The 13,199-nt window shown below is 72.7% G+C and carries 15 protein-coding genes, 1 tRNA gene and 1 riboswitch; of the genes, 3 read left to right on the plus strand and 13 right to left on the minus strand.

The window, feature by feature from the left end; all coding sequences use genetic code 11:
• Window positions 1–115: 115 nt before the first annotated feature.
• The 8 genes from P2H44_RS10110 to purC all read right to left on the minus strand — a co-directional run bounded on the left by P2H44_RS10110 (window position 116) and on the right by purC (window position 6,613).
• A complete protein-coding gene (locus P2H44_RS10110; RefSeq protein WP_275763395.1) occupies window positions 116–1,600 on the minus strand; it encodes an alkaline phosphatase in 1,485 nt (494 codons plus the stop codon).
• Between the two features lie 135 nt (window positions 1,601–1,735).
• Window positions 1,736–2,851: a 2'-deoxycytidine 5'-triphosphate deaminase gene (locus tag P2H44_RS10115; RefSeq protein ID WP_275763396.1), complete on the minus strand. Its 1,116-nt coding sequence runs from the start codon at window positions 2,849–2,851 to the stop codon at window positions 1,736–1,738.
• A gap of 89 nt (window positions 2,852–2,940) precedes the next feature.
• Window positions 2,941–3,017: transfer RNA gene (locus tag P2H44_RS10120), tRNA-Pro, on the minus strand.
• A gap of 245 nt (window positions 3,018–3,262) precedes the next feature.
• A complete protein-coding gene (gene purQ / locus P2H44_RS10125) occupies window positions 3,263–3,937 on the minus strand; it encodes a phosphoribosylformylglycinamidine synthase subunit PurQ (protein WP_275763397.1) in 675 nt (224 codons plus the stop codon).
• Window positions 3,937–4,176, minus strand: coding sequence for a phosphoribosylformylglycinamidine synthase subunit PurS (purS, locus tag P2H44_RS10130; RefSeq protein WP_275763398.1), 240 nt, complete (start codon window positions 4,174–4,176; stop codon window positions 3,937–3,939). The genes purQ and purS overlap by 1 nt, the downstream gene beginning before the upstream one ends.
• Before the next feature lie 163 nt (window positions 4,177–4,339).
• The gene (locus P2H44_RS10135; protein ID WP_275763399.1) at window positions 4,340–5,104 is read right to left on the minus strand and encodes a DsbA family protein; all 765 of its coding nucleotides are present in this window, start codon (window positions 5,102–5,104) and stop codon (window positions 4,340–4,342) included.
• A 167-nt stretch (window positions 5,105–5,271) separates the two neighbouring features.
• Window positions 5,272–5,625 carry a cupin domain-containing protein gene (locus P2H44_RS10140; protein WP_275763400.1) on the minus strand — a complete coding sequence of 118 codons (354 nt, stop codon included), beginning with the start codon at window positions 5,623–5,625 and terminating at the stop codon, window positions 5,272–5,274.
• Between the two features lie 223 nt (window positions 5,626–5,848).
• Window positions 5,849–6,613 carry a phosphoribosylaminoimidazolesuccinocarboxamide synthase gene (purC, locus tag P2H44_RS10145; protein WP_275763401.1) on the minus strand — a complete coding sequence of 255 codons (765 nt, stop codon included), beginning with the start codon at window positions 6,611–6,613 and terminating at the stop codon, window positions 5,849–5,851.
• Window positions 6,614–6,812: 199 nt separating this feature from the next.
• Here purC and P2H44_RS10150 point away from each other — a divergent pair, with 199 nt between their 5' ends.
• Window positions 6,813–7,133 (plus strand): DUF1476 domain-containing protein, encoded by a 321-nt coding sequence (locus P2H44_RS10150; RefSeq protein WP_275763402.1) that lies wholly within the window; start codon window positions 6,813–6,815, stop codon window positions 7,131–7,133.
• Window positions 7,134–7,236: 103 nt separating this feature from the next.
• Here P2H44_RS10150 and thiD read toward each other — a convergent pair whose 3' ends face one another.
• From thiD to P2H44_RS10170, 4 genes are all read right to left on the minus strand, one after another.
• Window positions 7,237–8,049 (minus strand): bifunctional hydroxymethylpyrimidine kinase/phosphomethylpyrimidine kinase, encoded by an 813-nt coding sequence (gene thiD, locus P2H44_RS10155; protein WP_275763403.1) that lies wholly within the window; start codon window positions 8,047–8,049, stop codon window positions 7,237–7,239.
• A 45-nt stretch (window positions 8,050–8,094) separates the two neighbouring features.
• Complete coding sequence (thiE, locus tag P2H44_RS10160) at window positions 8,095–8,727, minus strand: thiamine phosphate synthase (protein WP_275763404.1); 633 nt, start codon at window positions 8,725–8,727, stop codon at window positions 8,095–8,097.
• Window positions 8,724–9,533 carry a hydroxyethylthiazole kinase gene (gene thiM, locus P2H44_RS10165; RefSeq protein WP_275763405.1) on the minus strand — a complete coding sequence of 270 codons (810 nt, stop codon included), beginning with the start codon at window positions 9,531–9,533 and terminating at the stop codon, window positions 8,724–8,726. Before thiM ends, thiE begins: the two co-directional genes overlap by 4 nt.
• 50 nt (window positions 9,534–9,583) lie before the next feature.
• Window positions 9,584–9,674, minus strand: a riboswitch (TPP riboswitch).
• Window positions 9,675–9,729: 55 nt separating this feature from the next.
• A complete protein-coding gene (locus tag P2H44_RS10170; protein ID WP_275763406.1) occupies window positions 9,730–10,650 on the minus strand; it encodes a MurR/RpiR family transcriptional regulator in 921 nt (306 codons plus the stop codon).
• A 443-nt stretch (window positions 10,651–11,093) separates the two neighbouring features.
• Between P2H44_RS10170 and P2H44_RS10175 the strand changes: the two genes are divergently transcribed.
• Together P2H44_RS10175 and P2H44_RS10180 are read left to right on the plus strand one after the other, a co-directional pair.
• Window positions 11,094–11,585 (plus strand): globin domain-containing protein, encoded by a 492-nt coding sequence (locus P2H44_RS10175; RefSeq protein WP_275763407.1) that lies wholly within the window; start codon window positions 11,094–11,096, stop codon window positions 11,583–11,585.
• Between the two features lie 136 nt (window positions 11,586–11,721).
• Window positions 11,722–12,339, plus strand: a complete 618-nt coding sequence (locus tag P2H44_RS10180; RefSeq protein ID WP_275763408.1) for a response regulator transcription factor — start codon at window positions 11,722–11,724, stop codon at window positions 12,337–12,339.
• A gap of 247 nt (window positions 12,340–12,586) precedes the next feature.
• Here the strand turns inward: P2H44_RS10180 and P2H44_RS10185 are convergent, their stop codons facing one another.
• The gene (locus tag P2H44_RS10185; protein WP_275763409.1) at window positions 12,587–13,165 is read right to left on the minus strand and encodes a transglycosylase SLT domain-containing protein; all 579 of its coding nucleotides are present in this window, start codon (window positions 13,163–13,165) and stop codon (window positions 12,587–12,589) included.
• Window positions 13,166–13,199 lie beyond the last annotated feature (34 nt).

The raw sequence follows: 13,199 nt of genomic DNA on the forward strand, positions 1-13,199 counted from the left end.
TCGCGTGGGTCGAGGGCGGCCCGCGGCGTGCGGGCCCGGAACGGCGGCGGGGGCCCGGGCGAGCGGGCCCCTGCGGGATGGGCGGCGGAGGGCGTCGCGCCCTCCGCGGGTCGGTTCACTCGGCGGTCGAGGCGGCCAGCATCACGTGGAAGATCACGTTCTGCTCGATGACGCCGCCCAGCAGGTGCGCCCAGGGGCCCTTGGCGAAGGCGATGACGTCCTCGCCCGAGTGGGTCTCGGACGACTTCGGCAGCAGGGCCTGCTGGAGGAAGTCGGGGTCCGTCGCCTGCTCCTGGGTCAGCGCGGCGCGCTCGCCGGAGTAGGAGCCGTCCTCCTGCTTCTTGAGGACCGAGCCGGGGCCGTTGAGGTAGCCGACCACCGGGTAGGGCTTGCCGTCGTCGGCGGTGACCAGCTCGTCCGAGTGCTTCACGCCCTCGTTGTCGACGTCGTAGCACAGGCCCTGGATCGGGGTGCCGCGGCCGCAGTAGCCGTTGAAGGCGATGGCGTGCTCGTGGTCGGCGGTGACGATGATCAGGGTGTCCTGGTCGTCGGTCAGCTCGTCGGCCAGCGCCACGGCCTGGGCGAAGGCGACGCCGTCGGTCAGGGTGCGGTAGAGGTTGCCGTCGTGGTTGGCGTGGTCGACGCGGCCGGCTTCGATCTCGAGGTAATAGCCGTTCTCGTTCGTCGACAGCGCCTCGATCGCCATGCGGGTCATGTCGACGAGGCCGACCTCGTCCTCGGGGCGGTCATGCTCGTACTTCATGTGCGAGGCGCCGAAGAGGCCGAGGATCGGGGCGGAGCCGTCGAGCTTGAGGGCCTGCGCGGTCTCGGTGTTCCAGGCGTACTGGGCGCCGGCCTCCTGCGCGGCGGCGATCAGGTCGACGCCGTCCTTGCGCTTGCCGCCCTTGCCGTCGCCGTCGAGCTGCTCCTCGCCGTGGAAGTTGCGGCGGCCGCCGCCGAGCGCCACGTCGAGCAGGCCGGACTTCATCGCCTCGATCATCTGGGCGGCGATGTCGGTGCAGCCCTCGGGCGCCTCGGCCTCCCAATTGCGGTAGGCGGTCTTGGCGTAGACGGCGGCGGGGGTCGCGTGGGTGAGGCGCGCGGTCGAGACGATGCCGACCGACTTGCCCATGCCCTCGGAGATCTCGGCGAAGGTGGTCAGCTTGTTGGCCGCCTCGGTCGAGCAGTCCTTGGTGATCGCGTTCTCGCCGAGGTTGATCAGGTTGAAGCGCTGCTTCACGCCGGTGTTCAGCGCGCCCGCGGTGGGGGCCGAGTCGGGCGTCTGGGCGTTGATGTTGTAGGTCTTCACCAGGGCCACGTTGGGGAACGCCTCGTAGGGGAGGACGTTCTCCTCGCCCAGCATGCCCTTCTGCTGGCCGTCGAAGACGCGGATGGCGTAGTTGGTGCCCACGCCGTTGCCGTCGGCGACGAAGAGGATCACGTTCTTCGCCTTGCCGGTGATGGGGGTCGCGGCCTTGCGCGCCTCGATCACGGCCTGGGCGTCGGTGAACCACTGGCTGCCGGACTGGACGAGGTCCTGGGCGGCGGCGGGCAGCGCGGCGGCGAGCGCGAGCGCCACGGCGGCGGTGTTGCGGAGCATGTCCCCTCTCCTTCGTCGGATTGCTTCGGCGCTCCGATAGCAGAGCGTCGCGGCGCGGGGCGTGAAGTTTGGATGACACCCGGTCGCGCAGGCAAGACGTAACGTCAAGCGGCGCGCAGACGCTTCAGCGGGCGTTCAGGGGGCGCGGAACTGCTTGGCGAGCTTCAGGCCCTGGCCCTGGTAGTTCGAGGCGAGGTCGGCGCCGTAGAGGACGTCGGGCGCCTCGGTCATCGGCTCGTAGACCAGGCGGCCGACCACCTGGCCGTGTTCGAGCGCGAAGGGCGCCTCGTAGCAGCGCACTTCCAGCACCCCGCGGGAGCCGGCGCCGTGGGCCGAGGCGTGGCCGAAGCCGGGGTCGAAGAAGCCCGCGTAGTGGACGCGGAACTCTCCGGCCATGGCGAGGTAGGGCTGCATCTCGGCCGCGTACATCGGCGGGATGGCCACGGATTCGCGGCTGACCAGGATGTAGAAGGCGCCGGGGTCGAGGATCAGGCCGCCCTGGGGGGCGGGGAACAGCGGCTCCCAGAACTCGGCGGGGTCGTAGGCGGCGATGCGGTCGAGGTCGATCAGGCCGGTATGGGGCTTGGCGCGCCAGCCCACGGGCTGGTCGCCGCGGGGCGTGAGGTCGACCGAGAAGGCGAGGCCGTGGTCGATGATCGGCTCGACGTCCACCAGCGGCTCGCGCGCATGCAGCGCGCGCAGGTCGTCGTCGGAGAAGGGGGCCGAGCCGCGCCGGAAGCGGATCTGGTTGAGGCGCATGCCGGGACGCACGAGGACCGAGAAGCTGCGGGGGCTGATCTCGGCGTAGAGCGGGCCGGAATAGCCGGGGTCGACGCGGTCGAATTCCTCGCCCCGGTCGGTGATCAGGCGGGTCAGCAGGTCGAGCCGGCCGGTGGAGGACTTGGCGTTGGCCGCGGCCGAGACGTCGGCGGGCAGGTCCAGCCGCTCCTGCAGCGGGATCACGTAGACGCAGCCCTTCTCCAGCGCGGCGCCCGGGCTGAGGTCGATGGTGTGCATCGTGAAGCGGTCGAGCCGCTCGGCCACCGTCGTGTCGCCGCCGGCGAGGAACGAGGCGCGGACGCGGTGGGCGACGTCGCCGAGGCGCAGGTCGAGGCTGGCGGGCTGGATCTGCGCGGGCGGGATCGGGGCGTCGGCGGCGATGCGGCCTTCGGCGATCAGGGCGCGGAGGGCCTGGGAGGGCAGGACGCCGGGGCGCTCAGTCCCCGTCTCGGGCTGCGCGGCCTCGGTCATGGCTCTCCCTCCCCTCGCTGTCGGCCGCGCCGGGTTGGAACCGGGGGCCGCATGCGAAGAGCGCCAGCCGTTGCCGGCTGGCGCTCGATTGGTCGGGCTAGCAGGATTCGAACCTACGACCTCCCGTCCCCCAGACGGACGCGCTACCAGACTGCGCTATAGCCCGCTCGACGAGGCGGGGTGTAGCCGGGCGCGCAGGGGGTGGCAAGAGGGGGCGGACAGGTTTTTGCGATGACGTGAGCGGAGGCCGCGGCGGGCATGCGCGGCGGGCCTCCGAGCCGCCCTGCAGCGCGGCGTTCGGCGGGGTTTTCCGGAAGGAGGGTAGCGGCGACGAGGACCCTGAAATGCGAAAGGCGCCGCTGGTCAGCGGCGCCTTCGGGGTCGATGCGCAAGGCCCGAGTCGCGGGCGCTTCAGGCCGAGACGAGCGCGTCCGCGAGGCTGCGGAACAGCGGCGCGCCGTCGGTCCCGCCATGGGCCGCGTCCACCGCCCGCTCGGGGTGGGGCATCATGCCCAGCACGCGGCGGTTCTCGGAGAGGACGCCGGCGATGTCGTGCACCGCGCCGTTCGGGGCGCCGTCGGCGTAGGTGAAGGCGACGCGGTCCTCGCCCTCGAGCGCCTTCAGCGTCTCTGGGTCGGCCACGTAGGCGCCGTCGTGATGGGCGATGGGGATCATCGCCTTGTCGCCGGCGTTCCAGGCGGAGGTGAAGGGGCTGGCCGAGGTCTTCACCGTCAGCGCGACGGGCTTGCAGAGGAACTTGAGATTGCCGTTGCGCAGCAGGGCGCCGGGCAGCAGGCCGGTCTCGGTCAGGATCTGGAAGCCGTTGCAGACGCCCAGCACGTGGCCGCCGGCATGGGCGAAGTCGGAGACGGCGCGCATGATCGGCGACTTGCCGGCGATGGCGCCGCAGCGCAGGTGATCGCCGAAGGAGAAGCCGCCGGGCAGGGCCACCAGGTCCAGCCCCTTGGGAAGGCTGGTGTCCTTGTGCCAGACCATCTCGACCGGCGCGGAGGCGACCGCCTGAAGGGCCACCTGCATGTCCCGGTCGCAGTTGGAGCCGGGGAAGACGATGACCGCGGCGCGCATCAGGCGATCTCGATCGTGTAGGATTCGATGACGGGGTTCGCCAGCAGCGCCTCGCACATCTTCTTCACCTCGGCCTCGGCGGCGGCGGGATCGGTCTGGGCGAGCTCGAGCTCGATCAGCTTGCCCTGGCGGACGCCTTCGACGCCCTCGAAGCCGAGGGTCCCGAGCGCGTGGCGGATCGCCTCGCCCTGCGGATCGAGCACGCCGGTTTTCAGCGAGACGTGGACGCGGGCCTTCATGGCGGGTCTCCCGGGGCCGTTGGGGGAATTTCGTCGCGCGGATAGCGCGGAATGGACGAGGGGGCAAGCGGGCGGGCGGTCGCGGCGGGCCGGCGCGGGCGGCCCTCGCGTCCGCTGCGCGGCCGCGTCGCCCCGCCCGGCCGTCTCCGTCGCGGGGCCGGCCTCAGCGGCAGGGCGCGTCGGGCCGTTCGGCTTCCAGCGCCAGCAGGCGGTCGAGGTCGGCGCGGGAGACGGCGCCGACGGCGACGGTTCCGCCGACCACCACCACCGGCGTGCCGGCGAAACCCAGCGCCCCGGCCGCGCGATGGGTGGCGGCGAGGGCGGCGTCGACGCGGCGGGAGGCCATGTCGCGGGCGAGGCGGTCGGGGTCGAGGCCCAGCGAGACGGCGAGCTGCGCGACATAGGCCGGCGTGATCACGAAGCGGGCGGCGAGGAGGCGGCGGCGCATCGGCTCGGCCGCGCCCTGTTCGTTGGCGGCGAGCGTGGCGCGGGCGGCGAGGCGCGAGCCTTCGCCCAGCACCGCCCACTCGTGGTGGACGAGGCGCAGGTCGGGCCGGTCCTGCGCGAGCTCGACCACGATCTCGTCGAGGCGGCGGCACCAGGGGCAGTTGGCGTCGGAGAAGACGGCGACGCGGTCGTGGGCGTCGGCGGGGCCCTGGGCGGGGACGCCGGGCGCGGACCAGATCAGGCCGCAGAGCTCGGCCGGGGAGGGCGCGGCGGGGCGGTCGTCCTCGCCCAGTCCGATCAGCGCAGCCCCGGCGCCCGAGGCGCCGCCGGAGCCGGAGGCGAGGATGCGGAAGCCGGGGTAGCTTGCGAACGGCTGGAACTCCGGCCCCCCGGCGCGGCGCAGACCCGTCCAGGCGGCGGCCGCGATGGCGATCACGAGGATCGCGGCGAGGACGGCGGCTGCGAGGGTGCGGAGCGTCATGGGATCTCGGTCCGGGATCTCGGAAGGGGAAGCGGCCGGTGCGTCTGCGCGCGAGCCGCTTTCACACCGGCGCGAGAGGAGGCCAGCCCTTCTCGCCAACGGGTGCAGGTGGATGACGCCGAGGCTCGGAGCGCAGGGGGCGCCTGGAGCTCAGGGCGCCCGGAGGCTCAGATGGTTCTGCGCTCGGCGGCCGTTTCGGCGTTCCCGGTGTTGGGCGTGCCCGTGGGTTCGATGAGCAGCAGGTGCGCTTCCTCTCGGGCGACTGGGCAATGCTCGACGCCCTTGGGAACGACGAACATCTCTCCGGTTTTCAAGGTCACCGTGTCGTCTCTGAGCTGGATGTCGATCTCGCCGGAAAGGACAAGGAAGAAATCATCCGTGTCGGCATGGGAGTGCCACGTGAATTCCCCCTCCACCTTGACGACCATCACGTCGTGGCCGTTGAACGACGCGACCGTGCGCGGGGACCACTTTTCGTCGAAGGTGGCGAGCTTCGACGCCAGGTTTATCGCGTCAGCCATCGTGTCTCTCTACGAAATCCAGGTCGCCCATGGCGTGTCTACGCCGATGGCGAATGACAGGCCAAGCCCGCTGATGGAGGCGGACGGCTCCCGAAGGTTTTTCGGGAGCCGTGGCGCATGGCGTCATGACTGCAGGGAGTTTGAACCCAAGCCGCATCACGAAATCCGAAGGGCTGGCCCACGAAGGGGCGCCGCTTCGCGACCAGCCGTGCGCGGCCCCGGATCAGTGGACCAGCTTGGGGCCCGCGGCCTTGCCGGCCTGGCGGCGCGGCATGATGCCGAGGCGCGAGGCGACCTCGGAATAGGCGTCGGCCAGGTCGCCCAGGTCGCGGCGGAACACGTCCTTGTCGAGCTTCTGGCCGGTCTTCACGTCCCACAGGCGGCAGCTGTCGGGGCTGATCTCGTCGGCGACGATGACGCGCTGGTAGTCGCCCTCGTAGATGCGGCCGCACTCGATCTTGAAGTCGACGAGGCGGATGCCGACGCCCAGCATCATGCCCGACAGGAAGTCGTTCACGCGCAGCGCCAGCGCGATGATGTCGTCGATGTCCTGCTGGGAGGCCCAGTTGAACGCCGCGATATGCTCCTCGGTGACCATCGGATCGCCGAGCTTGTCGTCCTTGTAGTAGAACTCGATGATCGGGCGGGGGAGGTGCATGCCCTCCTCCAGGCCCAGCCGCTTGGCCAGCGACCCGGCGGCGACGTTGCGCACCACGACCTCGAGCGGGATGATCTCGACCGCGCGGATCAGCTGCTCGCGCATGTTGAGGCGGCGGATGAAATGGGTGGGCACGCCGATCTCGTTGAGGCCGGTCATGATGTGCTCGGAGATGCGGTTGTTGAGCACCCCCTTGCCGTCCACCACGTCCTTCTTCTCGGCGTTGAAGGCGGTCGCGTCGTCCTTGAAGTGCTGGATCAGCGTGCCCGGCTCCGGACCCTCGTAAAGGATCTTCGCCTTGCCTTCGTAGACCAGTCTGCGTCGCGCCATCGGGAGCCCCGGAAAATGGTAGACGGGCGCGCGGGAGGATCCCGCGCACCGGGGACTGCCCTTTAGTCGCTCGTTTGATCTGCCGCAAGGATTCTTCCCGGCGGGTGTCGGAGGGTTTCTATGGGAACCCCGGCCCGGCTCGCCTATCTTTGGAGCCTCGCCGGGGGGGACCCGGCAGGACGACAGGCGGAGGACCGCGATGACCACCTTCGACGATCGCGAAAAGGCGTTCGAGAACAAGTACGCCCACGACGAGGAGATGCGCTTTCGCGCCCAGGCCCGCCGGGACCGGCTTCTGGGCCTGTGGGCGGCCGGCCTGATGGGGCTGGAGGGCGACGCGGCGGCGGATTACGCCCGCTCGATCGTCGTCGAGGACCTCAAGGAGGCCGGCGACGACGACGTCTACCGCAAGGTGAAGGCGGACATGGAGGCGAAGAACCTGTCGACCGACGGGCTGCGCGCCAAGATGGAAGAGCTGCTGATCGAGGCCAAGGTCCAGGTGATGGGCGAGGTCGAGTGACCCGCGCGCGGATCCCGGCGAGCGGGATCCGCGGCACAAGACATCGACGGGGCGGCGCGCCGGGCGGGCGCGCCGCCCTTTTCGTCCGGGCGGCCGGCCGCAGTCAGGCCCGCAGGGCGAAGAAGTGGTCGAGCGGGCCGTGCCCGCCGCCGGCGTCGATCCCGTCGGCGGCGCGCATGGCCGAGGTCACGTAGTCCTTGGCGAGGCGCGCGGCGCGGGGCAGGTCGCCGCCGGTCAGGGCGAGCTGCGCGGCCAGCGCCGAGGACAGGGTGCAGCCGGCGCCGTGGGCGTTGCGGGTGGCGATCCGCGGCCCGGGCAGGGGCAGGGCGCCCCCCTCCCACACCAGCAGGTCCGGGCTCGGCGCGTCGCCGGGCAGGTGGCCGCCCTTCAGGAGCACCGCGCGGGGCCCGAGGGCGAGGAGGGCGCGGGCGGTCGGCTCCATCTCCGCCTCGGTCGTGATCTCGGGGGCGCCGAGGAGGACGGCGGCCTCGGGCAGGTTGGGGGTCAGCACGTCGGCGAGGGGCAGGAGGGCGCGCAGGGCGGCCTCGGCCTCGGGCGCGAGCAGGCGGGCGCCGCCCTTGGCGACCATCACCGGGTCGAGCACCACTTGCGGCGGGCGGCGGGCAGCCAGCACCTCGGCCACCGCCTGCACCACGTCGGGGGCGCCCAGCATGCCGAGCTTCACCGCGTCGACGGGGACGTCGTCGAAGATCGCCTCGACTTGGGCCGCGACGAAGGCGGGGGCCATCATCGCCACGTCGCGCACGCCGCGGGTGTTCTGCACCGTCAGTCCGGTGATCGCGGCCATGGCGTAGGCGCCGTTGGCCGAGATCGCCTTGAGATCCGCCTGGATGCCCGCCCCGCCGGAGGGGTCGGAGCCGGCGATGGACAGGACGTTGGGGACGGCGCGGGGCATGGGCGGATCCTTGCGGCGGAGAACGGGAAGGGGCGGGGGCCGGCGTCAGCCGGCGCTCCAGGCGTCGAGGATGGCGCGCGCGGCGGCCTCGGGGTCCTCGGCCGCGCAGATGGCGGAGACGACGGCCACCCCCGCCGCGCCGGCGCGCCGGGCGAGGGGGGCGTTGGCCGCGTCGAGCCGCCCGATGGCGAGCGTGGGCAGCGGGCAGGCCGCGGCGATGGCGGCGAGCCCGTCCCAGCCGATCGCGGGCGCCGCGTCGGTCTTGGTGGGGGTGGCGAAGACGGGGCCGGCGCCGATGTAGTCGATCGCGGACCAGTCCACGCCCCCGAGCTGTCCGGGCGCCTCGATCGACAGGCCCAGGATCGCGTCGGGGCCGAGGATGCGGCGGGCCTCGGCGACCTCGGCGTCGGTCTGGCCGACATGGGCGCCGTGGGCGCCGGCGGCGCGCGCGACGTCGGGACGGTCGTTCACGATCAGCCGCGCATGGGGGAAGGGCGCGAGCGCCGCGCGCATCGCGCGGGCGGCGGCGAGCAGGGCGTCGTCGTCCGCGCTCTTGTCGCGAAGCTGGATCAGGCTTGCGCCGGCGCGCGCGGCGGCCACGGCCGTCGCCGCCACGCCGCCGGGCGCGGCGGGGTCGGTGACCAGGCACAGGCGCGGATCGAAGGCGAGGCGGGTCATGCCGCCTCGATCCGGGCGCGGGCGTCGAGATCCCCGGGCGTGATCGCGTGCAGGGCGTCGACGAAGGCGACGGCGAAGCTGCCGGGGCCGCGCGCGCCCTCGGCCGCGATCTCGCCGGCGAGGCCGTAGTAGGCGAGCGCGGCGGCGACATCGGCGAGCGGGTCGTCGCCGGAGGCGAGGAAGGCCGCGACCACGCCGGTCAGCGAGCAGCCCAGCGCGGTGACCTTCGGCATCAGGGGATGGCCGTTCGCGACCCGCAGCGTCCGCTCGCCGTCGGTGACCAGGTCCACCGGGCCGGTCACCGCCACCACCGCGCCGCTGCTTCGGGCGAGGGCGCGCGCGCCGGCCTCGGCGGAGGCGACCTCGTCGCCCGCGTCCACGCCGCTGCCGGCGGCGGTCCCGCCCGAGAGCGCCAGGATCTCGGAGGCGTTGCCGCGGATCGCGGTGGGCTTCAGGGCGACCAGCCGGGCGCAGACCTCGGTCCGCCAGGGGGAGGCGAAGACGGCGACGGGGTCGAGGACCCAGGGCTTGCCCGCCGCGACGGCGGCGGCGGCCGAGGCCTCCATCGCCTCGGCCCAGGCGGGGGAAAGGGTGCCGATGTTGACGCTCAGCGCCGAGGCGATTGCGGCGAAGCCCGGCGCCTCCTCCTGCGCGTGGACCATGGCGGGCGAGGCGCCGGCGGCCAGCAGCACGTTCGCCATCACGTTCATGGCGACGTAGTTGGTGATGTTGTGGACCAGCGGCGCGCCCGCGCGCATGGCCGCGAGGCGGGCGCCGGGGCGCAGGTCGGAGGGCGTCTGGGTCATCGGTCGTCTTCCCTGTCTGCGGCGGGGAAGGACGCGGCGGGAACGCGAGGAACGGACCCGTCGCGACTCCCTACGCCGGTATCAGCCGGATCAGGTTCGAAGGGTCCGTCTCAGCCCCGCGGGGCGCCCCTGTCGCGTCGGGCGGACGCTAGACCGGGGGCGAGGGCGAGCGCAAGGGCGCGCGGGGGCCGGGCGGTCAGTCGTCGAAGCGCGCGACCGGCCGCTCGAGGTCCGACAGGCTTTCGTGCAGGGCCTCGATCTTCTCGATCCTGCGCCGCGCGGCGGGGCCCAGGCGCAGCATCGCCTCGCTCGCCAGCAGCCGGACGACGGCGAAGGCGCCCGAGGCGGTGTCGAAGGCCTGCGGGGTGTTCACGGCGCAGGAGAGGGTCCAGCGCGCGGCGGCGGGCGGGCGGGCGGAGGGATCGGCGACGGCCACGACGTCGGCGCCGGCGGCCTTCAGCGCCTCGGCGAAGGCCAGGAAGCCGGTGGTGCGCCGGCGCAGGTCGATCAGCAGCACCGCGTCGTCCGCGCCGAGGTCGCCCAGCGATTCGGCGGGCGTCTGGCCGGCCCAGGTCAGCATCTGGACGTCGGGGCGGATCTGGCTGAACAGGGTGCGGGCGTACTCGGCCACGAAATGGCTGTTGCGGAACCCCGCCACGCGCAGCCGCCGCGCGGTGGCCAGGCGCTGCGCTGCGGCGGCGGTCTTGCGGGGATCGAGGCGCGCGAAGGTCGTCTCGATCGCCGAGAGCTCGGCCGCGCGGTGCCGCGCGATGGCGTCGTCGGGCGCCGGGGCGGTCGCGCCGCGCCCGCCGGCCGCCTCGTCCCCGCGGTAGAGCGGCGAGCCGCCGGCGCGCAGCGCGCGCGAGGCGCGTCGCGCCTCGTCGTAGGAGGCGTAGCCGAGCCGCCGGAACAGGCGCGAGACGGTGGGCGCGGAGACGCCGGCGCGGGCCGCCAGCTCGGTCGCCGGCCACAGCGCCAGCTCCCCCGGACCTTCGAGCACAAGGTCCACGGCCCGACGCTCGCCATCGGGCAGGGAGGCGTAGATTCGATGGATGCGCTGGATCAGCGAGGCGTCCGGGCCGGGGTCACCGTTGCCGCCGGGTTTCACTTCAGCCATCGAAATCGATTCTCCATGAAATGTGGATTTCTCTGCCATTGACACATGAAAGAATTCTTTCATCGTGGACGCAAGGCTCGCGGCGGTCCCCAGACCCGCCCCGACCCGCAGGCCCCGTCCACCCGCACCGTCCCCCAGTCGGTTCGGGATGAGATTCCGGTAGCTTGTACACCGGGGACCTGCGCGCCCGCGTAGCTTGCCGGGGCGCTTGCATGGTTGGGAACACGGCGGCCCCCAGCCGCCTTCGGGCGACCCCAGAGCCCGAGCGTTCCCTGCCGGCGGAACGACGCCGGGCGCCCCCACGCCCGGCGTCGTGCTTTGCGGACGCGTCCCTGTTCCGCGGTCGGTGCAGCGACGGCGGGCGGGACGCGTCGGTTCGCGCTTCGATCCTCGGCCGACCCGCGGTAGACTGCCCCCCCTCGACAGCGGGCGCGGAGCGCGTGATGGGCCTCAACGACGAGCAGATCGCGGCGATCCGGGCCACCTGGCCCCCGGTCTTCGCGTCCCGCGACCTGGCGGCGGGCCTGTTCTACGGGCGGCTGTTCCAGATCTCGCCGGGCAGCCGGGCGCTGTTCACTGGTGATCCGACCGGACAGGGGCGCAAGCTGACCGAGACGCTGGCCCATGTGATCGACCATCTCGAGCGGATCGAGGACGTGCGCGGGCCGGTGGTGGAGCTCGCCCGCCGCCATGTCGACTACGGCGTGCGGCCCGAGGATTACGCGGCCGTCGGGCAGGCGCTGATCTGGATGCTGGAGCGGCTGCTAGGCGAGGGGCTGAGCCACCAGGCCCGCGAGGCCTGGGCCGCGGCTTACGAGGCGCTGGCCCGGATCATGATCGCGGGGGCCTATCCCGGGGTCGACGCGGCGGGGTTGAGGGAGGCCTCGGACCTGGGCCTCCCGGCGGTTTCGCGCGCCTCGGATACCGAAAGCTAACGCCTGAGCGGCTTTTCTGCGCCGGCTGATTCCCTTTCGGCCGGAGGCGAGACATGGCCCGTTGCGGCGCCGACCCGAACCCCGTTCCCCCCGCTTGCGCCGAGGCCGGCCTCCGCGCCGGTCGGGAGCGTCGCCCATGCGCCTGCTGATCGCGGACGACCATGCGCTGGTGCGCGACGCGCTGAGCGCGTTCCTGGCGCGCGAGCCCGACCTGCAGGTCGAGACCGCCGACAGCCTGCCCGAGGCCGCCGCGCGGATCGAGACGGCGGGGCCCTTCGACCTGGTGCTGCTGGACTACGAGATGCCGGGGATGGACGGGCTCGCGGGGCTCGAGCGGGCGCTGGGGCTGAACGCCGGGCGGCCGGTGGCGCTGATGTCGGGCGCCGCCAGCCGGGAGATCGCGCGGCAGGCGCTGGATGCAGGCGCGGCGGGGTTCCTGCCCAAGACGGTCGCCGCCGCCTCGCTGGTCCACGCGGTGCGCTTCATGCTGGCGGGGGAGATCTACGCCCCCGTCGCCTTCATGACCGCCCCCGAGCCGGAGGCGGCGATGCATCCGCTGGAGGAGAAGCTGTCGGAGCGGGAGCGGCAGGTGCTGGGCGGCCTGTGCCGGGGCCTGTCGAACAAGGAGATCGCGCGCGAGCTGACCCTGCAGGAGGTGACGGTGAAGCTGCATGTGAAGACGCTGTGCCGGAAGCTCGACGCCCGCAACCGCACCCAGGCGGCGATGGTGGCGAAGGAGGCCGGCATCGCCTGACGCGGCCGTCGCAGGCGGGGGAGGGGCGTCCGGCGCGCGGGCCAGGACGCGCAGCACGATTGTTGACCGCCCTTGGACGAAGGACCTGCGAAAGCGGGGAGGGCGGCGCCGGCGCGGCGAGGCGGCGACCTGCCCGCGCATTCGCAAGCGGGCTGTCGGCCGCCGATCGGCGGGGGCGTTCGGGGCGCGGGCTCGCCGCCTGGACGTCGATCGCGCCGGGCGGATCGGCCCCGGCCGGCGGCTGCGCTCAGGTACAGACGTCGATGTGCCGCTTGAATTCCAGCGACTTGCGGTGGACGTCGGCGGCGACCTGGCGCAGCCAGGCCTTGGACTTCCAGCGGCCGCTGCGGAAGCCCGCGTGGCCCTCGTGATAGGCGAGGTACTGGTTGTAGGCGTCGTTCATGTCGATGCCGTCGAGCTGGTTGCTCTTGGCCATGTACCAGCCCACGAAATCCGCCGAGTCGTCGAAGTCGTCGCGGTCGGCGCCGGAGTTCCCGGTCTCCTTCTTGTACCAGTCCCAGGTGCCGTCCAGCGCCTGGCTGAAGCCGTAGGCCGAGGAGATGCGGCCGTTGGGAATGAAGCCGAGGATGTATTTCTTCGGCGGCGCCGCGTCGTCGCGGAAGGAGCTTTCCTTCCAGATGATCGCCATCGCGACATGGGCGGGGGCGTTCCATTTCCGCTCGGCGCGGAAGATCGCCCGCTCCCAGTGGGGGCGGTCGTCGAAGATCGCGCAGGCGTTCTCGACGTTGTCGGGTTGGGAATCGCTCGCGCAGCCGGAAAGGATCCCCAGCGCCAGGAGCGACGCGGCCGTGACTCGCGCCATCATGTCGGGTCCGCCTGTTTCGGTCGGTTGATCGTCT

This window comes from Albimonas marina (genome assembly GCF_029223255.1).
Lineage (GTDB): Bacteria > Pseudomonadota > Alphaproteobacteria > Rhodobacterales > Rhodobacteraceae > Albimonas.